This is a genomic window from Bradyrhizobium altum, from assembly GCF_020889705.1.
Lineage (GTDB): Bacteria > Pseudomonadota > Alphaproteobacteria > Rhizobiales > Xanthobacteraceae > Bradyrhizobium > Bradyrhizobium altum.
The window spans coordinates 1-23,763 of record NZ_JACMYP010000041.1 but is presented as its reverse complement, the minus strand read 5'-3'; the positions used below and the strand labels follow the sequence as shown (position 1 = coordinate 23,763).

Sequence of the window (23,763 nt, the reverse complement as noted above, 5' to 3'; positions counted from 1 at the left end):
TCGGAACGCCGGTACTCTGGACGTGATCTGCACAGCTATCGGCCAACGCAGGTATGGACGAAAGAACCGTGAGCGCGAATACGCAAATTATCCTTGTAAGCATGCTTTCATAACCCGTTTGAGTAGGTCGAAAGCATTTAGGCCAAATGGGCTATGAGTCCATGGACGGCATCGCATTCCGGATGGAGGCATTCGGATTGTGGCTACCAAGATCGGTCGCGAACGTTGCGCATTCGCGCGTGCTCTCAAACGTCAGCGCGGCGCGACCAAATCGGAACTTTCGCGCGATCCAGGCGTGCGAATGAGATCAAATGTTACCTTCCGCGGCTCGATTGCGTGATCTGGATATCTTGTTCGAAAATCGGATATTGAAGGGATCGCGAAGGAGAGCGCGGGCCGAACTCAGCAAAGCTGTGCTAGGGTGGTGATGCGGTCTATGCGTGTGGGCGGACGCCCTGAACGATCGATACCCGATCCCGATGAATCGGGTCATTTCGCGGACAGCAAACATCCGCTGGTTCGGAATTTGATGGTCGAAGACATACTCGTTGCACCTCCGACGCGATCGGGATCATTGTTTGAGGAGCTGCTGGAAATGCTCCAGCCGCACGGAATCAATGCGCACTCCTCGCCGCGGCCTGACGAATCGTTTCGTTGGCATGCGGATATTGCAATTGGTGCGGAAATCGACGTCGTGCGGGCGGAACTGTCTGCGGGTTGGGATTGGCACTATTCGTACGAGAGTACGTCGGGAGAACTCGCGATAAGCCTGCTGAATGCCGGCAAGGCCGAGATGCGCATTGCAGGAAAGAGCGTGCAACGAACCCCCGCCGAGATCGCGATCGTTCCGCTTCCGACGATGCAGGCGCAGCGGGTCGAAGCGGTCGATGGACGATACGCGAGCGTCACGCTCACCTTGCACACGGGCATGGTGACAAAGGTGCTGTCCGCGACGTTCGGGAGCACAGCGCTGGAAGACCTCAATCTGACACCGGTCGTCGATCTGTCGACCGGCGTCGGGCAGATCCTTCTTCAGCTTGTTCGTACGGGCGCGACCGGCTTGTATGACGGCATCCTGGTGCGCTCTCCGAAAGCCAGCGCGCTGCTCTCCGAGGCTGCGATACAGCTCATCCTTGAGAACGTCCCGCATCGGCTGAGCGACCGGTTGAATCGCCATCCGCTCGATGCGCCGCCGCGTTACATTCGGCGCGCAGTTGAGTATATGCGGGCCAATCCACATCTGCCGCTGACGATATCGGATATTGCCGCAACGGTTGGTGTGAGCAGCCGGCTGCTGCAATTGGGCTTCCGCAAAATTCACGGCACGACGCCTGTCGCCTATCTGCGGAAGATTCGACTTGAAGCGATCCACGATGAGCTGTCGCGACCGGAGAACATGCTCCCGATCAGCGAAGTTGCACTGAAGTGGGGCTTTACGCATCTGGGCCGTTTCGCAGCGGTGTACCGCTCCGCATTTGGCCTGTACCCGTCCGATACGGTGCGACGAGCCCGAGGGTTCTGCAGCTAAGAGAGTTTGGGTTGCACTCAACGCCGCGGCGCAAATCAGGAGATGGCCATCCCTGACGCCTTGTCGAACAAATGCGTTCGCTCGAGATCGAGCGCAACGTCGATGACATGATCCGGCTCCGCGGCGACACCGACCGGCATTTGCGCTGTGAACGCAAAACCGGCGACGGTCCCGATCACCAGCGTGTGCGGCCCCAGCGGCTCCACGTCCTTCACGAGCAGCCGGACGGAAGAACCCGCCGGCGCGCCTTGCTGCAACACATGATCGGGCCGCACGCCGAGCACCACCGGCTTGCCGGCGCTGCTCGCATAGGCCGCCTCACGCGACTTCGGCACGCGCAACGCCGTGCCCGATGGCGCGGTGAAGGTGAGCGCGCCGTCGCGGGCGATGATTTCGCCATCGATGAAATTCATGCTGGGCGCGCCCATGAAGGCCGCGACGAACAGGTTGCTGGGCTTCTCGTAGATCGTGATCGGATCGGCCGCCTGCTCGATCCGGCCTCTGTTCATCACCACGACGCGATCGGCCATCGTCATGGCTTCGACCTGGTCGTGCGTGACATAGACGATCGTCTTGGCGAGACGGCGATGCAGCGCCTTGATCTCGGTCCGCATCTCGATGCGGAGCTTGGCGTCGAGATTGGACAGCGGCTCGTCGAACAGAAACACGTCCGGGCTGCGCACGATGGCACGGCCGATCGCCACGCGCTGGCGTTGTCCGCCGGAAAGCTGCTTGGGCCGGCGTTGCAGGTATTGCTCCAGATCGAGGACGCGCGCCACATCATTGACGGCCTTCTCGATGCTGGCGCGCGATTCGCCGCGCACCTTCATGCCGTAGCCGATGTTCTCGCCGACCGTCATGTGCGGATAGAGCGCGTAGTTCTGGAACACCATCGCGCAATTGCGCAAGCCGGGGCGCAACTGCGTGACGTCGCGGTTGCCGATACGGATGGTCCCGCTGGTAACGGCCTCCAGTCCCGCGATCATGCGCAATGTCGTGGTCTTGCCGCAGCCGGACGGGCCGACCAGCACGACAAACTCCTCGTCGGCCACGTTGAGGTCGAGCCCTTCGATGATCTTGTAGGGGCCGTATGCCTTGCTGACGTTCTCGATCTCGACGTGCGCCATGGAATCCTTTTCCGTCCTTTCGTCGACGGCTGGTCAAGCCCGGATGACGCTCGGGCATCATCCGGGAGGTCTCACTGGAAGGCTAGTTCTTCGGCGGGAGGCCCATCGCCGCGCGATAGGCGGCAAGCTGCTTGGCCCGGCCGAATTCGTCGGTCAGGCGATTCCACTCCTTCGCCATCGCGTCGAGCGCCGCCTGTGGCGTGGTCTGGCCGGCCAGCGCCTTGCCGAGTTCGATCTCCACCACCTCGGTATAGGAGAAATAGCCGGGCAGACGCATGTCGAGCGCGACGTTCTTGGCGTTGATGGAGTCCGATTGCGCGCCGAGATATTCCTTGGCCTCTTCCGGCGAGAAGATCTTGCTCCACAGTTGCAGATTGGCGGTGTGCGATTTGCGATAGGGATTGACGCCGCTGCCGCCGGTGATCGCCGCCTGGCCCGACACCTCGGGGCTCGTCAGCGTCTTGACGAAGTCCCACGCCGCCTGCTGGTTCTTGCCGGCCTTCGGCACCGCGATCTGCCAGCCGCCGAATGCCATGAACGGGCCCGGAAGCACGCTCGGGAATTTATCCCACTTCTTGGTCTTGGCGTTCCAGATCTCGTCCGAACCCGGCAACATCGCCGAGCCGACCTTGCCCGAGATCTTCGACTGCTTCGGATCGGCCGCGATGACACCGGTGTCGCCCCAGCCGATCGATTCCGCGACCTGGCCGCCGGCCACGGCTGCGTTCACCTCGCCGAACGAGAAGTTAAGCGCGTTGGGCGGCCCGAGTTTCGACGCGCGGATGTATTCCTCGAGCCCCTTCACCCAGCCCGGGTTGTTGATCTGCGCGTCCATCGTCTCGGGGTCGAAGAACATCGCGCCCGGATAGTTCGGATTGTTGGCGTAGGCCGCGGCGTGGCTGAAGAAGAACCAGAACTGCTGACCGCCGCGACGGAAAGCTTCCGCCGTTCCCCACAGGCCCTTGTCGGGCCGCTGGAAGAACTCCGCAATGTCGAGATATTGCTTCCAGGTCTTCGGCGGCGCGAGGTCGTAGCCGTATTTGGCCTTGAAGGCGTCCTTCTCCTTGGGATCGCTGAACAAGTCGGTGCGGTACGTATAGGTGTGGACGTCGCCGTCCATCGATTGCGAGTAGATCTTGCCTTCCCACACCATCAGGCGTTCGCGGTAGGCCGGCTCGATATCGTCCCAATCCTTGCCGGACTGCATCTCTTTCGGCATCTCGCTGAGGTAGGGGACGAAATCCGGCAGCCAGGCCGGCGCGAAGCTGACGAGGTCGAACGTCGCGTCGGACGCCGTGAGCGATGTCGCGATCTTCGGATAGAGCTCGGACCACGGAAATTCGACGACGTTGACCTTGCCGCAGGTCTTCTTGGCCCATTCGTCCGCGCCGAGCTTGAGCGCGGACGCGATATACGGTCCGGTCTGCGACGCCACCGTCAGGGTGACGCCGGTGTAATCCGGGCTACAGGCAGCATTCGCCTGGCTCGCGGCACAGGCCATCGCGAGCGAGGTGGTCAGCATCAGGAACGTCCGTCGCAACATCGTCTAGTCCTCCCTACAAGGTTTTTTGCTATTTGATGGCCCCGATTAGCAGGCCCGACCGCATCATCCGGCTGAGCAGGCCCGCCATAATCATCATGGGAACGATTGCGACGAGCGCCGCAGCTGAGATCGCCCACCATTCGTCGCCGCGCTGGCTGTTCTGTCCCGCCACCAGGATGGGCAGCGTCTGCCATCTGGAATTGGTCAGGAACAGCGCGAACAGAAACTCATTCCAGACGAAGGCCAGCGTGATCATGAACGTCGCCAGCAGCCCGTTCATCGACATCGGCACCACGATGCCGAAGAAGATGCGCCAGCTCGGCACGTTGTCGACCATCGCCGCCTCTTCGACCTCGATCGGCACCGCCTCGAAGAAGTCGCGCATCAGCCAGACCACGATCGGCAGCGAGAAGGCGACGTAGCACAGCGTCAGGCCGACGAAGCTGTCGATCAGCTGGAAGCCCAACCGGCCGATCTCGCTGTAGAGCAGATACAGCGCAAAGGCCGTCACGATCGGCGGGAACATGCGCTGGCTGACGAACCAGAACAGGATGTCCTCATTGCCGAGGATCGGTCCGGGCAACGGCAGGCGATTGGCGACGACAGCAGCGATCAGCGCGATCGGAAAGGCGAGCAGCAGCGCCTGCGGCCGGGTAAATCCGAACGTCGTGTTGAAGAGCAGATAGCCGCCGAGTGCGAGCAGGAAGAACACGAGGCCCGCACCAAGGCGTACCCTGAACTCGAACCGCACCAGCGCATAGGCCGCCATTGCGCCGATCGCGGTGGCGATGGCTGCCGCAGACAGGCCGACGATGGTCGAATTCAGGAAGGTGTGGAAGAACTCGCCGCGGATCCCCTGATAGAGATCGATGAAGGGCTGCAAGGTCGGCGTGAAGTCGATGAACGGCAGATAGGTCGGTCCGCCGACCACGCCCGGCGGCGTCTTGAATGCGGTCACCACCACCCAATAGAGCGGAAACACCGTGATCAGGCACCAGACGAGGACGCCGACCGCGACCAGGCGGCGGCTCCACGGCGACAATCCGGTCAAGCCCTGCCCGCTCATCGGCGCTTCTCCAGATGAGGCCGCAGCAGCGCCAGATAGGTGACGCCGATGATCGTGATCGCGATCAGGAACAGGAAGCTGAGCGCCGACGTGTAGCCAAGATTGAACTTCTTGAAGCCTTCCTGATAGGCGAACAATGTCAGCGTCTCGGTGTCCACGCCCGGGCCGCCGCCCGTCATCACGAACACCGTGTCCATGATCTTGTAGCTCTCGATCAGGCGGATAAAGACGATCGCAGCCGAGATCGGCAGCAGCATCGGAAAGGTGATGCCCCAGAACTGCTGCCAGGCGCTGGCATTCTCGAGCTCGGCGGCCTCATAGACATCTTCGGGAAGCGTTTGCAGGCCGGCCAGCATCATCAGGATGACGAACGGGGTCCACTGCCAGACCTCGACCGCGATGATGCAGGCGAGCGCCCAATGTCCGTTGGTGAGGAACGGCAGGTTGACCAGGCCGAACTTCGACAGGAACTGGTTGAGCGGCCCCATCGTCGGGTTGAACATCATGCGTGCGACCAGCGCGACCGCGACGGGCGCCAGCAGCATGGGCAGCAGCAAGGCGACACGAAACAGCCGCTCGCCCGGCACGCGTGCGTTCAGCGCCAAGGCGACGCCGAAACCGATCGCGTATTGCAGCCCGACGGCGATGAAGGCAATCAGCGTCGTCGTGAAGATCGCATTCCAGAACCGCGGCTCCTGCAACAGCGTGGCATAGTTGCCGAGCCAGACCACCCGTGGCGGGATCGGCGGAATGAGGCGATAGCTCAGGAAGCTCGTGGTGAGCGAATAGATCAGCGGAAAGATCGAGATCGCCAGCACGACGAGCACCGCCGGCCAGATGAAGACATGCTTGATCGGATCATTCCGCATCATCGCGCGATCATCCCTTCAGCAGCGCGTCGATCTCCGCACGCCGCGGCATCGCAGGCGCGGTGCCCGGTCGCGTCACCGAGATTCCGGCCGTGGCCGAACCGAACCGCGCAGCCTCCAGCGGATCGGCACCGTCAGCGAGCGCTGCCGCGAAGCCGCCGACGAAGGCGTCGCCTGCGCCGGTGGTTTCGACCACCTTGCCGGCGGCGAAGGGCGGCACGTGCAGCGAGCGGTCCCGCGCGTGAAATAAGGCGCCGCGCTCGCCGAGCGTGATCAGCGCCGTTCCGGCGCCTTTCGCCAGCAAGGCATCGCCGGCGCGGCGGGCGCCGGCGAGATCGCCGACCGCGATGCCGGTCAGCGCTTCGGCCTCGGTCTCGTTGGGGACGACATAATCGCAGAGCGCAAACAGGCCAGAGTCGAACTTGATCGCGGCGCCGGGTTGAACACGGTGATGCTGCCGGCGGCGCGCGCGATCTCGAGCCCGCGCCGCGCCGCATCGACCGGCTGCTCGAGCTGCGTCACGAACACGCGGCTGTCGCGGATGGCGTCCGCCACCGCGTCGACATCGGCCGGGCCGATCCCGCCCGCCGCACCTGGCACCACGATGATCGCGTTATCGCCGCGCGTCTCGTGGACGTAGATGAACGCAGCTCCAGTCGGCGCGTCCGCCGTCCTGGCCACGCGCGGCCGGATTCCCTCGGCCTCCCAGGTCTTGATCGCGAGCTCGCCGAAGGCGTCGCTGCCGATCCGGGAGATGAAGCTCACGCTGGCGCCGGCCCGCGCGGCCGCGACAGCCTGGTTGGATCCCTTGCCGCCGGGTCCCATGGCGAATCCCGATCCGGCGATCGTCTCGCCGATCGCCGGCATGTTGCCGGCGCGGAACGCCAGGTCGACGACGAAGACACCGAGGACGGCGACGCCATGCTTGCTCATGTCGTCACTCCCCGTCCGGCGCGATGACGCCCTTGCTGAACAGGAAGCAGCCATAGAAGCGCCGCTCGCCGGTCGCAATCACGCAGTAGGCTGTCTTGGCCTTCTCGTAGAAGGCATGGCGCTCAACACCGACGAGCGGCCAGGATCGTCCTTCGGCGCGATCGATCGCGGCCTGCACCTCACGCTGCACGGGAGGCACGTCCTGGGCCTGGCCGACGATCTCCATACGGATCGCGGCGTCGTCGACAAATGTATCGAGCGGCATCACCGAGAGAACTGCTTCGACCGCTTTGGCGGCACTCACATTGTCGATGCGCAGCAGCCTGCCAAGCACGGTCTGGCGCGCGATCGAGTCGGCCGGAAAATTGGTGTCGCACACCACTAGGCGATCGCCGTGCCCGATCGCCCGCAGGGCGTAGAGCACGTCAGCATTGAGCAGTGGATTGATGCCCTTGAGCATGTTGCGTCCCTCCCTTGTCTTCAAACTTGCCGGACTCTGACGGTCCGGATCCCCATCCCTATCACCGCAAGGTGACGTCTCTAGCGCCCCGTTCCGATTGGATCGGAACGGGGCACTCGGTTCTTGTTTGACGTGTTTTCTTCACGCGAACCGGTACCCACTTCGCTCGAAAAGGCTCTAGTCGCCATACGGAATCCAGATGTTCTTCACCTGCACGGCATGGCGGAGCAGGATCGGGCCCTCGCTCGCGGCCTTGTCGTACCAGTCGAGCGCAAGGCCATGATCGACCAGCGTCCGCTTGAGATTGCCGATAGACAGCCGTTCGGCCGCTGTCGAGGCATCCTGCGACCCAAACGCCCAGAGCGCGTCGACATCGTCATGCTCGGCAAGCACCTTGACCAGTTCATCGCGATCGCCGGTGACGATGTTGACCACGCCGCCCGGTACGTCCGAAGTCTCGAGCACCTGGTAGAAGTCGGTTGCGGCGAGTGGATGCCGCTCGCTCGGCACCGCGACGACCCGGTTGCCCATCGCGATCAGCGGCGCGACCAAGCTGATGAAGCCGAGCAGCGGCGCCTCGTCGGGACAGGCGACACCGACCACGCCGATCGGCTCATGCATCGCGAGAGCCACGCCGCGCAGCGGCGGCGCATGGATGGATCCCTCGAATTTGTCGGCCCAGGCGCCATAGCTGAACAACCGCTCGATGCTCGCATCGACTTCCGCGCGCGCCTTTGCTGCCGAGAGGCCGGTCATGTCGGCGATGCGCCGGGCGAACTCGTCGCCGCGCGCGGAAAGGTTTTCGGCAAGATAGTAGAGGATCTGGGCGCGATTATGCGCCGTCGCCCGCGCCCACGACTCGGCGGAGCGCGCCGCAGCCACCGCATTACGGATATCCTTGCGATTGCCCTCGCCGGCCTCGCCGAGACGCCGGCCCTTCGGCGAGAGCACCGCGCGCGAATAATTGCCATCTGGACGCACCTGCTTGCCGCCGACGAACAGCTTGGCCGTTCGATCGATCGGCGGCACGTCGAAGCCGGCGCTGGCGCCGGACGCCGTGGGCAGCGGCGATGGCTTGGGCCGGGCCTTGCGCCCGCTCCAGGCCTTCGGCTTGAGATACTCATACATGCCTTCACGGCCGCCCTCGCGGCCGAAGCCAGACTCGCGATAGCCGCCGAAGCCGACGCTGGCATCGAACAGATTGGTCGCGTTGACCCAGACCACGCCGGCCAGGAGTTTCGGCGCGATGTCGAGCGCCAGCCCGATCGTCTCGCTCCACACGCTCGCGGCAAGGCCGTAGCGCGTGTTGTTGGCGAGCATCACGGCCTCGTCGGGCGTGCGGAACGTCATCGCCACCAGGACAGGGCCGAAGATCTCTTCGGTCGCAACCGTCGAGGACGGATGCACGTTCCAGAGCAAAGTCGGCGGATAGAAGCAGCCTTCCGTCGGCATCGCACCGGACGCCTGATATTTCTCGGCGCCTTCCTTCACCCCGATCTCGACCAGCGACTTGATCCGCTCGAGCTGCACCGGCGCGACGACCGCGCCCATATCGATCGCCTTGTCGAGCGGCATGCCGACGCGAAGCGTCTCCATGCGGCGGATCAGGCGCCTGCGGAAGGTCTCCGCAATCCCCTCCTGCAGCAGCAGCCGCGAGCCGGCGCAGCAGACCTGGCCCTGGTTGAACCAGATGGCGTCAACCACGCCTTCCACGGCGCCATCGAGATCGGCATCGTCGAACACTATGAACGGCGACTTGCCGCCGAGCTCCAGCGTCAGCGATTTTCCGGTCCCAGCGGTCGATTGACGGATCAACCGCCCGACCTCGGTCGAACCCGTGAAGGCGATCTTGTCGACACCGGGATTTTCGACCAGTAACGCACCGGTCGCACCGTCACCGGTGACGACGTTCAGCACGCCCGGCGGCAGGCCGGCCTCGGCCGAAAGCTCGGCGAACAGCAGGGCCGTGAGCGAGGTGAACTCCGCCGGCTTCAGCACCACCGTGTTGCCCGCGGCCAATGCCGGCGCAATCTTCCACGCCAGCATCAGCAGTGGGAAATTCCACGGAATGATCTGCCCGATCACGCCGATCGGCACCTGATCGGCGAACTCCCGGTCCTGCAACTGCGCCCAGCCGGCGTGATAGAGGAAATGGCGCGCGGCGAGCGGCACGTCGAGATCGCGGGTTTCCCGGATCGGCTTGCCATTGTCGATCGCCTCCAGCACGGCGAACAGCCGGGCGTGACGCTGCAGCATGCGCGCCAACGCATAGAGATGACGCGCGCGGCCGTGGCCGCCGAGCTTTGCCCATGCGGCCTGCGCGGTGCGCGCGGCGTTGACCGCGGCCTCGACGTCGGCAGCGTCGCCCTGCGCGATGCGCGCCAGCGCCTTGCCGTTGGCAGGTTCGCTTGTCGTGAGGTGCTTGCCCGCATGCGGCGCTGTGAACTTGCCGGCGATGAAATGCCCGAACGTGGCGCCATGCCGCGCCAGCCAGGCGCGCGCCTCGCCGTCCGCCTCAGGCGCGGGGCCATACTCCATGGTCTCGAAATAATTGGCGACGCTCATCGCTGGAGTCTCATCCCACGGGGTGGCGGTTGAAAGCCGAGTAGTGGCCGGTCACGTGATGCTCGAGCTGCCGCTCGATGTCGGCGAGCAGGCTGGAAGCGCCGATGCGGAACAGATCCGGCTCGAGCCAGTCGCGTCCGAGTTCCTCCTTCATCAGGAACTGGTAGTTGAGCACGTCCTTTGCCGTCGAGATGCCACCGGCCGGCTTGAAGCCGATCTTGTAGCCGGTGCGCTCCTGATAGAGGCGGATCATCCGCAGCATCGCCAGCGTCACCGGCAGCGTCGCGTTGACGCCTTCCTTGCCGGTAGAGGTCTTGATGAAGTCGGCGCCGGCCATCATGCAGACCATCGAGGCTTTGGCGACATTGCGCAGCGTCTTGAGGTCACCCGTGGCCAGGATCGTCTTCAGATGCGCGTTGTCGCAGACCGCGCGGAAATCCCGGACCTCGGCGTAAAGCGCCCGCCAATCGCCGGTCAGCACGTGCTCACGCGTGATGACGATGTCGATTTCCTGCGCGCCATTCCGGACCGACGCCTCGATCTCCTTCAGTTTCAGCTCATGCGGCACGAGGCCTGCGGGAAACCCGGTCGAGACCGCGGCCACAGGGATGCCGGATCCATCGAGCGCTTCGACAGCGGTGCCGACGAACCGATCGTAGACACACACCGCTCCGGTATGCAGTTCGCGCCCTGCAAAGCCGAGCTGCTCGAGAAGGTCGCCGCGCACGGGCGCCTTGGCCTTGGCGCAGAGGCGCTTCACTCGTTCGGCCGTGTCGTCGCCGTTCAGCGTCGTCAGGTCGATGCAGGTGATCGCCTTGAGCAGCCACCCCGCCTGTGCGTCCTTCTTCACGGTTCGCCGGCCTGGCAGGCTCGCGACCCGCCGTTCGGCGGCCGACAGGTTGATCCTGATGTCGTCGACCCAATCCATCTCGAGCGCACGGCCGCTGTTGCGCGGCAGCGGATGCAAATGCTCGCCGCCCGGGGAAGGCGATTGCACGGCCAACGGTGACGGATTCTGGATGAAGACGCTCTGCGTCATGGAAACGCCTTGCGGTCCTAGCGAATCGACGAGGTGGCCAGATAGATTGAATGTGTCGATCGCAACATGTGATCCTCCCCTGACCTTGCCGCCGGGTTTGCCGCCTGCCGAGGACGATATCGTCTCGACACCGGATCAGCCCGCCGGACTGGATGTTATTATTGTAACAAATAGATGTTGATAAACTCACAACATTGTAAGATCATTGTCAATCGGATAAGCAAGCTCGGCGATCAAAATGGCTGAAACCTCCAACGCACGACCAAGCGAGACACGCGTCCAGCGCCTGCAGAGGCTACGCCGCGCCGTCGAATCGAGTGGTGCGCTGCACCTGAAGGACGCCGCCGAGCTCCTCAAGGTTTCCGAAATGACGGTGCGGCGCGACCTTGCCGGTCCGGAGGCCGCGCTCGCTTTGCTCGGCGGCTACGTCGTCAATGCGGCGTCGCCGACCGGCATCAAGTACACGTTCGAGCAGGAGATCGACCAGCACACCCAGGACAAGCGCCTCGCCTGCCGGGCTGCCGCCGCCTCCATCAACGAAGGCGATACGATCTTCATCGACTGCGGCACCACGATGCAGTCGCTGGCGGACTGCCTGCCCGAGGATCTGCCGCTCTCGGTGATCTGCTATTCGATGAACGTGGCGTCGATCGTGACGCACCGGCCGGGCACGCAGGTGATGCTGATGGGCGGGCTCTATCATCCCTCGTCGCAATCGTTCGCGTCGGACGACGGCCTGTCCTACCTGCGGAGGCTCGGGATCAACAAGGCCTTCATCTCCGCGGGCGGCGTGCACTGGACCCGCGGCGCGAGCTGCTCGAATTTTCACGAGGTCGCGGTCAAGCAGGCCGTCATCGAGACCGCGATGGAGAGCACCCTGGTGATCGACGCGAGCAAGCTCGGCAGTCTCAAGTCGGCATTCTTCTCCGATATCGGCGCGTTCTCGCGGATCATCGTCGGCGGCGCGGCGTCATCGGAGATGCGCAAGCACTTCCGCAGCCTTCCTGTCGAGTACGTGACCAGCGCAACCTGATCCGAGCGGGGGCTGGCACGCCCGGATCAGGCTGCTCACGATGCGCGGGCTCACGGGACCACGCATCGAACTCCTGCGGCTCAGTTGCAGGCAGGCTTCGCCTTATTGCAGGCGTCGGTCAGTTCCGGCGGCGGCTCCTTCTTGAACACCGTCTTGTAGGATTCCAGCACGTTCGACTGCGTCACCGGCAGCGACTGCACGCCGATCCAGCCGGGCGTTTCCTTGCCGAGCAGCGCGTTCATCATCGCCATCGCTTCCGCGACGCCCTGATCGTAGGGGCGCTGCGAGCCGGTCGCCTTCAAGGGACCGCCCTTGGCGATCTCGATCGCCGATTGCAGGCCGAGATCGACGGTCGTGACCGGAATGTCGATGCCCTGCGCGCGCATCGAGCTCAGCGTATCGAGCGCCGGCTGATCCCAGACCGCGAACAGACCCTTGATGTCCGGATTGCCGGTGAGGAAGTCACCCGCGATCTGCGACACCTTCGGCGGATCGGTGAAGTCGACCTGCTTCATCTTGATGTCGGGACGGTTCTTCTGCATCCACTCGCGGACACCTTTGGTGCGCTCGTTGGTGCTGAAATAGTCAACACCGAAATTGACGAGGCCGATGGTCGCGCCCTGCGCCACGCACGAGGCCAGGATCTGGGCCGCGATCTGGCCGTTACCCTGGCTGTCCGCCGAGATCATCGAGGCGTATTCCTCCGGATGCTTGAGGCCGGTCGGGATGCTGTCCATCAGCACGAGCTTGATGCCGGCCTTCGCGATCTTCTTGTAGGTCGGCGCGGTCGCCGTGAAATCCACCGGGATCGAGATGATGCCGTCCGGATGCTGCTGGATGGTGTTCTCGATGTCGGCGATCTGCTTGTCGACCTGATATTCGGCGGACGCGACGCCGGTCACCGTCACGCCGTACTTCTTCAGCGTATCGGTGATGCCCTGGATCTGCAGCTGCGCCCAGTCGAGGTTGACGGTCTGCATGGAAATGCCGACCTTGAATGCTTCTCCTTGATCTTGGCGGCGTCGGCGTCCGACAGCGCGAGCACCTCCGGCGACGCGGCCTTCTCGCCGTGCGGCCCCTGACCGACGATCGATTTCGGTCCAAGCGTCGCGAGATCGACGCCCTTGACGCAGCTTGCCGGCACTTCGGCACGGGCCGAGGGCGCGATCGAAATGGCCGTCGCCGCAATCAGCATGGTCAGCGGCAGGGTTTGTCGCAAGATTGGCTTCATTGTTTCCTCCCTTTTTTGGTCGCCGATTGACCGGAGGCCGGCGACCTTGCCCCTACACTTTTCCGGATTGCGCTCTAGCGTTTCGTGAAGGCGACCGCGGCCACGATGATCGCTCCCTTGATGACGAGCTGCATCGGCGAGCTGACGCCGAGCAGCACGAGACCGTTGTTGAGCGTACCGATGATGAGGCTGCCGAACAGCGTTCCCAGGATGTAGCCGCGCCCGCCGAACAGGCTGCAGCCACCGAGGATCACGGCGGCAATGACGTCGAGCTCCATCCCCTGCACGACGTCGGGCCGCGCGGCATGCGAGCGCGCCGACAGCACCAGCGCCGCAAGCCCGGCCAGCGCGCCGGTCAGCACAAAGGCCGCCGTCGTCACCCATTTGGTGTTGATGCCGGAATAGAGCGCCGCGGTCGGATTGCCACCGACCGCATAGATGCGACGGCCGAACACGTTGTAGTGCAGCAGCAGGATGCCGACGATCATCGCCGCCAGCGTCCAGGCAATGGGAACGGGAATGCCCAGGAACGTGCCTTCGCCGAAGATCGCAAAGTATGTCTCGTTGGTGATGATGACCGGCTTGGTGTTGGTGACCATCATCGCCAGGCCCCGCGCCATGCTCAGCGAGCCGAGCGTCACCAGGAAGGACGGGATCGAAAGCTGCGTGGTCAGGATGCCATTGAGCAACCCGACCAGCGCGCCAGTCCCGAGCCCTGCGACGGCGCCGACGATCCAACTGTTGCTGATCTGGCTCATGGCGAGCGCCGCGGCCATGCCTGATAGCGCCAATGTCGATGCGACCGACAGGTCGATCTGACGCGCGATGATCACGAAGGTCATGCCGACCGCGATGATCGACACCAACGTCGTCTGACGTCCGATATTCAGGAAATTGTCGATCGACAGGAACCAGGGCGAGGACAGGCTGAACACGACCAGCAGCACGACGAAGGCGATGTACAGCATGTAGGGCCGCTCGCCGCGCAGCAGGTTCTGCAGCAGCTTGCGGCGCCGATCGGTTCGGGTCGACGAGGCGACGACATTGGGCGCGGTCAGTTCGGTCATGCGGGCAGCTCTTGCAATACGCCTTGTCCGGAGGCCTGGTAGATCTGCAGGAGATGATGGAGCTCTTCGGCATCGTCGATCTCGCCGCGCGCAAGCGTTCGCGCCACGCGCCCATCGACGATCACAGAGATGCGGTCGCAGAGCTCGATCAGTTCGACGAGATCCGAGGAGACGATCAGGACGCCGCTGCCGTCACGGGCGGCATTGCGGATCACGCCGTAGATTTCCTCGCGCGCGCCGACGTCGACGCCGACCGTCGGTTCGTCCAGCAGCAGCACCCGCGGCCGCGGATCGTTCCATTTTCCGAACACGACCTTCTGCTGGTTGCCGCCGGACAGTGTCCTGACCAGGCTGGAAGCGCCTTGCGCTTTCACCGAAAGCCGCGCGACCGCGGCGTCCGCGCGCCGGGCGGCGGCGCGCTGCTGCATGAAGCCCCAACGCGAGAAATGCGGAATCCGCGGCAAGGTGATGTTTCGTTCGATCGAATGGTCGAGCACCAGGCCCTGCACGTGCCGATCCTCCGGCACCAGCGCGACGCCCTGGCTGATTGCATCGGCCGCGCTCTTCGGCAGCCACGGCCGGCCCTCGATCTCGAGCGTGCCCTGCTCGGCCGGCCGAAGTCCGAAGATCGTCTCCAGAATCTCCGTGCGCCCGCTGCCGATCAATCCGGCAAGGCCGTGGATCTCACCCTTCATCACCGACAAGTCGACCGCCGCTAGCCGGTCATTCGACACACCCGACAGCGACAGAACCGGCGATGAATCGAACGAACGCGTTGCCGCGGGCGCGGCACGCGATGCTGCCGGCGCCAATCGATCGGTGCCGATGATGGCGTTCACCAGCCGCTTCATGTCGGTATCGGCGGTGACGAACGTGCCGGCGTTGGCGCCATCGCGCAGCACCGTGACACGCTGCGAGATCTCGAACACCTCGTTGAGCCGATGGGTCACATAGATCACGCCGACACCGCGGCGCGTCGCCTTGCCGATCGCATCGAACAGGATGCGGACTTCGTCCGACGTCAGCGAGGACGTCGGCTCATCGAGGATCAAGAGCCGCACCTCGCCCATCAGCGCCTTGGCGATCTCCGTCATCTGGCGGTAGGCGAACGGCAGCGAGCCGACCGCCGCGCGTGTATCAAGGGGAATGCCGAGCTCCCCCAGGAACGCTTCGGCTTTGGCCATCAGCTCGCGCTTCCGGACAAAGCCGAACCGCGCGCGCGGCTCGCGGCCGAGCAGCAGATTGTCGGCGACGCTCAGCGATTCGACGAGGCTGAGGTCTTGATAGACGACGGCAATCCCCGCTTCGCGCGATCTTGCCGGGCTGTCGAACATCACTGGCCTGCCGGCGATCTCGATCGTGCCGCTGTCGGCGGCATGAACGCCGCTGAGGATCTTGATCAGTGTGGATTTTCCGGCGCCGTTCTCGCCCAGCAGCGCATGTACCTCGCCGGAGAGGACCTCGAGGTTGACGTCGCGCAGCGCGCGCACGCCGCCAAAGCGCTTGTTGATGCCACCGACCGTCAAAAGCGACGCCGACGGCCGAGGCTCTGCCGCGATCGAACCGGACAATTCCATTTTCCTCCCATCGCCGCGCGGAACGCTGATGCGATGATGACATCTTGTTATTTTTGCAACTTAATGTGTTATAATTCTATCACATCGGCCGACCTGTCAATGGGAGATCGCGCCGCCTGGCGCTCGAATTAGGGGCGGCCGGTCGCGACCTGGTCCGGCACCGCCCGATACACGCCGCCGGCCTCCCCAAGCACGATGGAAGCCGGCAGGTTGTGCTACGCTTCAGTCGCTCATCTCATCAAAGCCAACGCCGGTGAACCACGATGAAACTGAGTGCTGCGATTGCCGTCGTCCTGATCTGGTCCTGCCTTCCCGCGACAGCGCAGCAAGGCGGAGCCGCCCTCTACGCGCAACGCTGTGCGCAGTGTCACGACAGCAGCAACACCGATATTCGCGCGCCGAGCCGCACCGCGCTGCAATCGAAGTCGTTCGATGAGGTTCTGGGTGCGATCACCACCGGCGCGATGTCATCCTTCGCGCAGGGGCTGAGCAACGACGAGCGGGCGGCGATCGCCTCACTCGTCACCGGCAAGGCTGCATCGCATGCGTCGACCGACAGTGCCGGCCAATGCGCGCAGGGCGAGACCGGTTTCCCGCAACCGATCGACGGGCCACGGTGGAACGGCTGGGGCGCGGATCTCAACAATAGCCGATTTCAGCCGGCGGCGATGGCCGGCCTCGCGCCAGACCAGGTCCCGCGGCTACGTTTGAAGTGGGCCTTCGGGTTTCCTGGCATGTCCACCGCTAACGCCCAGCCGACTGTCATCGGCGGCTTGCTGTTCGTCGGCGGCGGCGACCGCAAGGTCCACGCCCTCGACGCCAAGACCGGATGCACCCGCTGGGTGTTTCCGACCGACGCACCGGTCAGGGCGGCCATCAGTCTTATCCCGATGGATAATGGCCAGTCCGCCATCGTCTTTGGCGATGTGCTCGCCAATGTCTACGCCGTGAATGCGACGACCGGCGCGTTGATCTGGAAAAGCAGGGTCGAGGATCATCTGGCCGCGCGGATTACCGGCGCGCCAACCTTCTATTCCGGCGTTATCTATGTTGGGGTGTCATCGATAGAGGAAGCCACGGGATCTCGCCCCACCTACCAATGCTGCACGTTTCGCGGCAGCGTCGTTGCGCTGAAGGCCGAAACCGGTGCGCAGATCTGGAAGAGCTACACCATCCCTGAAGCACCGCATCCCACACGGACCAACGCGATCGGGACGCAGCTGTTCGGGCCTGCCGGCGCATCGGTCTGGTCCGCACCGACGATCGATGTTCAACGCCGGGCGCTCTATGTCGCGACGTCGAACAGCTATGCCGACCCGGCAACCGACACCAGCGATGCCATCCTCGCGTTCGATCTCGCGACCGGGCGAATGCTTTGGCATCAGCAGGCCACGCCGAAGGACAGCTTCGTTGTGGCGTGCTTCGGCACCGACCAGACCAACTGTCCGCAGGACCGCGGCCCCGACCACGACTTCGGACAATCGCCGATCCTGGTGACCTTGCGTGACGGACAACGCGTGCTGGTGATCGGCCAGAAATCCGGCGTGGTGCATGCACTCGATCCCGACCACGAGGGCAAGATCCTGTGGCAGACGCGGATCGGCCAAGGTGGCCCATTGGGAGGAACCGAGTGGGGCTCCGCCGCGGACCAGGAGCGAATTTATGTCGCCAATTCCGACGTGCGGTTTCTGAGAGACGGCTCGAGGCGTCTCAACTCAAGCGAAGGTGGCGGCCTGTTTGGCCTCGATCTTGCGACCGGGAAAATCGCGATGCAGGTGGCGCCGGTTGCCTGTGGCGATCGTCCACAATGCAGTCCCGCCCTCTCCGCAGCGATCACCCTCGTTCCCGGCGTCGTCTTCTCGGGTGGCGTGAGCGGTTTCTTGCGCGCCTACGCCACCGATGATGCGCGGCTGCTTTGGGAGATCGACACCGCGCGCGACTACACCACGGTGAATGGTGTTCCGGCCCGTGGCGGCGCCATGGACGGCCCCGGCGCGGTCGTCGTCGATGGCATGCTGTATGTCAATTCCGGCTACGCGCAATGGGGCGGCCTGCCCGGCAACGTTCTGCTGGCCTTCGAGGTCGGCATCCCCTGACGAGTGCAATGTCAGCATTTGCGACGGCACGTTGAGCACTACTCGCCACGGGCTATTCGTGCTTTGATGTCGGCCAAGATCGGCTGATAGGTCTGACGGGAGGCCTTCTGGTGCTTGGTGACGTGCTACGCAACATCACGTCAGGCGGCTTTTCCCCCGCGCCCAACAATCGTCGCGCGTCAGGTTCCGAGCGGCGTCGAATCGAATCGACCGACATGGCTGCCGCGCCCGAAATCGATGCGCATGTCGTTGCGCACAAAAAACACAGAAACTATAAGTGCTTGAAAGAATGGTCGGAGTGGCAGGATTCGAACCTGCGACCCCTGCGTCCCGAACGTAATCAGCGACCGAAAAAATCAACAAAAACAATGAAGCTCGATCCTGGTTGACCACCGCTATCGCTGTTTGTTCACGGGGTTGCGGTGGTCAATCGGTGGTTGGCGAAGCCTTTTTCCCAGGCTCGAGTATTGCTTGTCAAATCGGCTACCAGCGAAGCCGATGGTGGGCATAATGTCCGTTGGCACCTGCCGGTCCGTCGGGGGTCCGAGTCAGGGGACCGCTACCGCCACTTCCCGCACCAACCGAATCTAAGGTAGCTCATCCGATCTTGCGCTTGAGGAATTCGTAACACGCGAGCAAACTCAACGTCCGCCCGCTTGCTCCGACAACCGCCTTGCGACGAGACCGCGGATTAAGAGTCACATACTCTTGGCGACTGGCGCTACGACCGGCTTGGCTTCACCGAACATCGCCGGATCGATCGTCAACTGGAAGCGTTTGAAGCGCCAGCCATCCGCCGTGCGCCTGACAATGCAATCGCCGCCCGCAGTTGCGATCGCGACCGGCCCGGTCGCGATGTTCATCTTAGCGATGTAGAAGCGATAGCGTGCGCCGTCCTCGTGAGCATCTACGACGTGGTTGGTGAGGAAATGCCGCACGCCGTCTTCCTTGCCGGCGGCGATGTGCTTGGTGATGAATTCCTTCACCGCGGCGGGGCCGACGAATTCGCCGTAGGGGGCGACGAAGACGCCGTCGTCGGCAAAGCCGGAAGCGAAGCCGCCGGCGTCCTCGCTGTCGAGCCCGATATAGGTCCGCGCGGTGAGTTCCTGGATGTCGATCTTGTCTTCGGTCGTGATGGTCATCGATAGTCTCCCTTTGGTTTCGGTTTTTGAATGAATGGACTCAGGCGGAGGCGATGTGCCGCCGCAGCAACGCATTGAAGGGCTCGCCAACCTTCTGGACCGCGTGACCGGCACCTTGCAGGCAGTGGCATTCGACGTTGAACAGGTCGGCGAGCCGCCCGCTGATGCCGTCAAAGGCTTCGCTCCAGCCGCCGGTGACGACGAGCTTCGGGAAGCGCGCGTCGGCGACCGCGCCGACCGGCACATCAACGCTCCAGGGACGCTCGGTGACGAGGACGCCGGCCGCGGCGTTAACCGGCGGGGGAAGCGGATCGGGCATCGGCATGTTCATCTCGAGCGCTGCCAGGAAGCCGGTCACGAAGGCGTGGCGTTTCGTCCGATCGGCGGTGGCCCAATGCTTGCGCATCGCCTCCGCCACGCGGCGCACCGGGGCGAGATCCGACGCCAGCGCAAAGGCCGGCGGCTCGATGACCGTGAGCGAACGCACGAGGTCGGGACGCCGGCCCGCGGCGTTCATCGCAACGATCCCTCCCATCGACGTGCCGACCAGATGCGCGCCGTCGCCGAGCAACTCGACGACATCAGCCGCGTCGCGCAGGACATCCACCGAATCGATCGGTGGGGTGTCGCCGTAGCCGCGGCGCGTCATGACGGCGAGGGCAAAGCTCTCGGCCAGCGGTTTCTGCTCGCCGAATGCGGCGGCGCCGACGCCAAGGCTGCCATGAACAAGGACGATCCGCCCCCCTCCGCCACCCCAATTTTCAACTGCGTAGGACATCAATGTTCTCCAATATTCGATGGCGTGATGTGCGATCGGACGCCCACGCAGCGCTGTGTCGAGCGCTGCGCCGGCGCGAATGGAGCTATTTGCGAGACGATGTACGCGTCGGCGCAGCGGCCGGAGCATCGGGCGCCCACAGACGGTAGCTCAGGTTGGCGAACACCGTGAAACCGCGCGAGACGGCCGCGCTGTCGATGCCGGGCACCGCCGTCCCTCCGGAAACGTTGGCCGACAGTTCGTGCGTCGCCCACACGCTCAACGCGGCGGGACCGAAATTGTATCCGACCAGCGCGCCGGCGGCCCAGATGTCGTAACGCTTGAGGTTGACCGCCCCGCCATAGAACGCACTGGACTTGTCGTCGCTCACCTGTCCGACGTAGTAGGCGACCGGACCGAACGTCCAGTTGCCGATGGTCTTGGTCGCAGTGAATTCGGCATGCAGCACGTTGCCGCTGGTGTAGCCGGTCACCGAGCTCGCGGTGTTGATTTCCTCGAAGACGTTGGCCGTGAGATTCCAGCCGTCCTTGAAATACGAGACCACGAGGTTCGGCTGGAACGTCCACCAGGGCGCGCCTACATCTCCGAGCCCGTTCGGGCCCGCGGTGGTACCGGTCGGCATCCACATGCCGAAGCCCGTCTTGACGTACACACCGCTGTCGCCGAGTTTCCAGCTCAGCTCCGCCGGCGCCAGGAACGTATTATGCATGCCGAGCGGATTGACGTTCACCGGCGAGCCGACGTCTAGCATCATGAACGGTTGCACGATGACAGCATCGTAGCTTGCGCCGAACACCGTCCATCCGGGCACCCAGAGCAATCCTGCCGCCCCGGCCGCGATGTGAACGGAGGTCTTGCCGCCGCCTGCGGCGGTCGCGCGCCCGGACCGACGATCGATCCCGAATAGACTACCGCCTGGTCGAACATGTAGAGGCCGGCCGGCGGCGTGATCGCGGCATTTCCGAGCACGAGGCCCGGCTTCTGCGCCGAGCCGATATAGCCGGCCTCGAACGCAGAGACTTGCGTGCAAGCCATCGTCAGACCGACGGTCAATCCTGTGGTAAATATCCGTTCAGAAAACATGTCCCCTCCGATCCACAGCTTCCTGCTCTCATCACCGGATGGCGGCGGCAGGTTTCGTTGGCCGGATTGTTGGACAGAGGGCGACGCGGCGCTATCGCGCGCGCGAAGACGATTATCGGAATCGCGAAAATTTCGTGGACGCGCGGCGCTACGAGCGGTGTTTTGCCAGCACGGCGGACGGCTTCTCGCCGAACCGTTCCTTGAACCGCGCCGAGAAATCGCCGAGGTGGAAGAAGCCGCATTGCAGCGCGACGTCGGTCACCGCAACACTGCCGGGTTCAGATGACAACAGGATGGCGTGCACCCGGTCGAGCCGTTGCGCGCGCAGCCATCGGCTCGGCGACGTCCCGAGATCGCGCTGGAATCCGGCCTGGAGGCTGCGCAGGCTGAGCCCGCAGTGCCGTGCGACCTGCCCCAGGCTAACCGCATCGGCGATGTGCTGGCGCATATAGTCCATCGCCTTGCGCACCTGCGCCGACGGCGCTGCCCCGTTCGCCGCAGCGATCGCGCCGCTGAAATTGTTCGGCTGCGCCACGAGGAGCGACTCGACGATCAGCTCCTCAAGTTGCACGAACATCTTCGGATACGCCAACGCCTCGCCGAACGTTGACAGGCCGGCTGCAGCCTCGAGAAGCTTGTGCCAGAACGCGGGCATCTCGCGCAGCGTGAGGTCGAAATGAACTGGCATGGCTTTGTCCGAGCCCAGCAGACTAGCACAAACGACCTCTACCCGCCGACGATCCAGCCGCAGCAATATCTGGTCAAAGGCACCTTCAATGTCGAGGCGGAATTCCCGGTATGGCCCTACGATCGTACCGTGCCCCGGTGTCACGTCGGCGACCGCCGAGCCGTAGCGAAACTGCGCACTGCCCTGGACCGGCAGCGTGACGAGGAAATTTCCCTCCTCCGACAATTCGGGCACCACGGTGACATCGCCCCCATAGCGCAACCGGTTGAGCGAAATCGGCCCTATCGGCAGATGGTGCAAGCGCGCGGCCAGCTTCGCGCGTCGCCCTCGCATGGCCAGATCGTGCGGCCGCAGCATCCTGCTGCATCCCTCGACCACCTCGTCAAGGTCACCGCTTGCAAGAACCAGGTGCTTGGCGTCGAACAGACGATCTGCGATGAACGAGGTCGATACGGCCATCACTGCTCCTTTCCAACCGTCGGCGGCACCGCAACATCGCAACCATAGCGCAATCGGCTGATTGACGCACGATATCGCGGCTATCGGCAGCGTAGGTCTGCCGCATCGCAAAACCCACGATTGGGCCACCGCAGCAGAAGCGCCCTGCTTCGGCGCCCATACCCTATGCCGACAATCGGCAAGCTACAGCTTCACCTGCGCTTGCGCACAGCCTCCGTATTCAACCAGATGCGGCGGTCTTTTCGCGCGAAACTCCTAAACGGCATGCGAATGGCCACGCAGCATCGCTTCCACGCTAGCCGCGATCTCCAGCAGGCGCCGGTCGGCATTCCTGCGGCCGATCAGCATCAGGCCGACGGGCAGGCCGCCGACCGGCAACGGCATCGAGATCGACGGGCAATCGAGCATGTTGGCGATGCGGGGATTGCGAAGCACCAGTCCGTTGAATTTGTGGAAGGCGCTATCCTCCTTGACCGCCGACAGAAGCGGCGCACGGATTGGCGTCGTTGGCAGAATGAAAATCTCATCATTGCCGAAGGACTGTTCAAAAGCCTGGATTGCGGCGCGCCGGAAACGCACCATGCGCACATAATCGACGGCGAGGATGCCGGTGCCCGCCTCGATACGAACCCGGGTTTCGGATCGACCCCATCCAGGCTCGATACCCCGAGACTGCGCAGCGTAGCGCCGACCTCGATCGACGGAAAAGTGCCGATCCTGTCGATCTCGGCAATGCGATCGAGAGCAGGTTCGATCGATCCATCTTCGATCTGCAAGCCACCTGATCGAAGCCGCTCTATGGCATTCTCGAATGCGCCAAGCACTTCCGGCTCGCAGCCGTCAAACAGGCGTCCGCGAGCGACCGTAAGACGAAAGGTGTAGGGAGAGGCAGCCTGCGGCCGCGGCACCACGTCAGCACCCGACAGCACCTGATCGGCGACGAAGCAGTCCGCGACGCTCGAGGCAATCGGCCCGATGGTATCGAGGCTGGACGACAACGAGAACGCGCCGGCGGTCGGCACGAACCCGCTGGTCGGCTTGAAGCCGGTTGCGCCCGACAGCGCCGCCGGAATTCGGATCGACCCTCCCGTGTCGCTCCCAATGGCGATTTCCGCCATGCCGTCGATGACCGAGACGACAGCCCCCGACGATGACCCTCCCGGAACGCGGCGGCGGTCCCGGGGGTTAGCCGGCACCCCATCGTTCGGGTTCGTGCCCAACGCGGAAAAGGCAAACTCGGTCATCTGGGTCTTGCCGATGATCACGGCTCCCGCGGCGCGCAAGCGCTTCACGACCAGGGCGTCTTCGGCGGCAGGGGGCAAGACGCCTAGTACAGCGGACCCCGAGCTCGTTACGGAGCCTGCGACGTCGAAGAGCGCCTTGACCGAGACAATGCGACCGTCGAGCGGGCCGCGTGTGGTCCCGGCGACCGCGCGCCGATCGGCAGCTTCAGCCTCGCAGCGGGCACTCTCAGCGAAC

The 23,763-nt window shown here is 64.0% G+C and carries 21 protein-coding genes and 2 pseudogenes; 4 read left to right on the top strand and 19 right to left on the bottom strand.

The window, feature by feature from the left end; genetic code table 11:
* The first annotated feature begins 574 nt into the window (after positions 1-574).
* The gene (locus H8B02_RS13725; protein WP_229166727.1) at positions 575-1,528 is read left to right on the top strand and encodes a helix-turn-helix transcriptional regulator; all 954 of its coding nucleotides are present in this window, start codon (positions 575-577) and stop codon (positions 1,526-1,528) included.
* Between the two features lie 35 nt (positions 1,529-1,563).
* Here the strand turns inward: H8B02_RS13725 and H8B02_RS13720 are convergent, their stop codons facing one another.
* The 8 genes and pseudogenes from H8B02_RS13720 to deoC all read right to left on the bottom strand — a co-directional run bounded on the left by H8B02_RS13720 (position 1,564) and on the right by deoC (position 11,019).
* Positions 1,564-2,655 carry an ABC transporter ATP-binding protein gene (locus H8B02_RS13720; protein ID WP_229166726.1) on the bottom strand — a complete coding sequence of 364 codons (1,092 nt, stop codon included), beginning with the start codon at positions 2,653-2,655 and terminating at the stop codon, positions 1,564-1,566.
* A gap of 82 nt (positions 2,656-2,737) precedes the next feature.
* Positions 2,738-4,177 (bottom strand): extracellular solute-binding protein, encoded by a 1,440-nt coding sequence (locus H8B02_RS13715; protein ID WP_312000884.1) that lies wholly within the window; start codon positions 4,175-4,177, stop codon positions 2,738-2,740.
* A gap of 49 nt (positions 4,178-4,226) precedes the next feature.
* The gene (locus H8B02_RS13710; RefSeq protein WP_229166725.1) at positions 4,227-5,264 is read right to left on the bottom strand and encodes a carbohydrate ABC transporter permease; all 1,038 of its coding nucleotides are present in this window, start codon (positions 5,262-5,264) and stop codon (positions 4,227-4,229) included.
* Positions 5,261-6,136 (bottom strand): carbohydrate ABC transporter permease, encoded by an 876-nt coding sequence (locus tag H8B02_RS13705; protein WP_092124618.1) that lies wholly within the window; start codon positions 6,134-6,136, stop codon positions 5,261-5,263. The genes H8B02_RS13710 and H8B02_RS13705 overlap by 4 nt, the downstream gene beginning before the upstream one ends.
* A gap of 7 nt (positions 6,137-6,143) precedes the next feature.
* Positions 6,144-7,066 (bottom strand): annotated as a pseudogene (locus H8B02_RS13700) (ribokinase).
* 4 nt (positions 7,067-7,070) lie between these two features.
* A complete protein-coding gene (locus tag H8B02_RS13695) occupies positions 7,071-7,526 on the bottom strand; it encodes an RbsD/FucU family protein (protein WP_229166724.1) in 456 nt (151 codons plus the stop codon).
* Positions 7,527-7,703: 177 nt separating this feature from the next.
* Positions 7,704-10,091: an aldehyde dehydrogenase family protein gene (locus tag H8B02_RS13690; protein ID WP_229166723.1), complete on the bottom strand. Its 2,388-nt coding sequence runs from the start codon at positions 10,089-10,091 to the stop codon at positions 7,704-7,706.
* A gap of 10 nt (positions 10,092-10,101) precedes the next feature.
* On the bottom strand, positions 10,102-11,019 hold the full coding sequence (gene deoC / locus H8B02_RS13685; RefSeq protein WP_376711656.1) for a deoxyribose-phosphate aldolase: 918 nt from the start codon (positions 11,017-11,019) through the stop codon (positions 10,102-10,104).
* Positions 11,020-11,368: 349 nt separating this feature from the next.
* Here deoC and H8B02_RS13680 point away from each other — a divergent pair, with 349 nt between their 5' ends.
* Positions 11,369-12,163, top strand: coding sequence for a DeoR/GlpR family DNA-binding transcription regulator (locus tag H8B02_RS13680; protein WP_229166721.1), 795 nt, complete (start codon positions 11,369-11,371; stop codon positions 12,161-12,163).
* Positions 12,164-12,243: 80 nt separating this feature from the next.
* On the opposite strand, the gene H8B02_RS13675 is transcribed toward H8B02_RS13680, so the two are convergent.
* The 4 genes from H8B02_RS13675 to H8B02_RS13660 form a co-directional block, all read right to left on the bottom strand.
* Positions 12,244-13,143, bottom strand: a complete 900-nt coding sequence (locus tag H8B02_RS13675) for a substrate-binding domain-containing protein (RefSeq protein WP_229166720.1) — start codon at positions 13,141-13,143, stop codon at positions 12,244-12,246.
* Positions 13,083-13,394, bottom strand: coding sequence for a hypothetical protein (locus H8B02_RS13670; RefSeq protein ID WP_229166719.1), 312 nt, complete (start codon positions 13,392-13,394; stop codon positions 13,083-13,085). The genes H8B02_RS13675 and H8B02_RS13670 overlap by 61 nt, the downstream gene beginning before the upstream one ends.
* Positions 13,395-13,468: 74 nt before the next feature.
* Entirely contained in the window at positions 13,469-14,461 is a 993-nt protein-coding gene (locus tag H8B02_RS13665; protein ID WP_229166718.1) for an ABC transporter permease, read from the bottom strand.
* Positions 14,458-16,032: a sugar ABC transporter ATP-binding protein gene (locus H8B02_RS13660; RefSeq protein ID WP_229166717.1), complete on the bottom strand. Its 1,575-nt coding sequence runs from the start codon at positions 16,030-16,032 to the stop codon at positions 14,458-14,460. The genes H8B02_RS13665 and H8B02_RS13660 overlap by 4 nt, the downstream gene beginning before the upstream one ends.
* A gap of 269 nt (positions 16,033-16,301) precedes the next feature.
* On the opposite strand from H8B02_RS13660, the gene H8B02_RS13655 reads away from it, so the two are divergent.
* Together H8B02_RS13655 and H8B02_RS13650 are read left to right on the top strand one after the other, a co-directional pair.
* The gene (locus H8B02_RS13655; protein WP_229166716.1) at positions 16,302-18,134 is read left to right on the top strand and encodes an outer membrane protein assembly factor BamB family protein; all 1,833 of its coding nucleotides are present in this window, start codon (positions 16,302-16,304) and stop codon (positions 18,132-18,134) included.
* A gap of 110 nt (positions 18,135-18,244) precedes the next feature.
* Positions 18,245-18,523, top strand: coding sequence for a hypothetical protein (locus H8B02_RS13650; RefSeq protein ID WP_229166715.1), 279 nt, complete (start codon positions 18,245-18,247; stop codon positions 18,521-18,523).
* Positions 18,524-18,832: 309 nt separating this feature from the next.
* Here the strand turns inward: H8B02_RS13650 and H8B02_RS13645 are convergent, their stop codons facing one another.
* From H8B02_RS13645 to H8B02_RS48025, 7 genes and pseudogenes are all read right to left on the bottom strand, one after another.
* Complete coding sequence (locus H8B02_RS13645) at positions 18,833-19,276, bottom strand: nuclear transport factor 2 family protein (protein ID WP_229166714.1); 444 nt, start codon at positions 19,274-19,276, stop codon at positions 18,833-18,835.
* Positions 19,277-19,316: 40 nt separating this feature from the next.
* Complete coding sequence (locus H8B02_RS13640) at positions 19,317-20,054, bottom strand: alpha/beta fold hydrolase (RefSeq protein ID WP_229166713.1); 738 nt, start codon at positions 20,052-20,054, stop codon at positions 19,317-19,319.
* Positions 20,055-20,139: 85 nt separating this feature from the next.
* The gene (locus H8B02_RS13635) at positions 20,140-20,865 is read right to left on the bottom strand and encodes a transporter (RefSeq protein WP_229166712.1); all 726 of its coding nucleotides are present in this window, start codon (positions 20,863-20,865) and stop codon (positions 20,140-20,142) included.
* A complete protein-coding gene (locus tag H8B02_RS13630) occupies positions 20,805-21,137 on the bottom strand; it encodes a hypothetical protein (RefSeq protein ID WP_229166711.1) in 333 nt (110 codons plus the stop codon). Before H8B02_RS13630 ends, H8B02_RS13635 begins: the two co-directional genes overlap by 61 nt.
* Before the next feature lie 148 nt (positions 21,138-21,285).
* Positions 21,286-22,284 (bottom strand): AraC family transcriptional regulator, encoded by a 999-nt coding sequence (locus tag H8B02_RS13625; protein WP_229166710.1) that lies wholly within the window; start codon positions 22,282-22,284, stop codon positions 21,286-21,288.
* Between the two features lie 255 nt (positions 22,285-22,539).
* Positions 22,540-22,866: an amidase family protein gene (locus H8B02_RS48030; RefSeq protein ID WP_283842187.1), complete on the bottom strand. Its 327-nt coding sequence runs from the start codon at positions 22,864-22,866 to the stop codon at positions 22,540-22,542.
* Between the two features lie 224 nt (positions 22,867-23,090).
* Positions 23,091-23,763: pseudogene (locus H8B02_RS48025) on the bottom strand (amidase family protein); the annotation flags it as partial.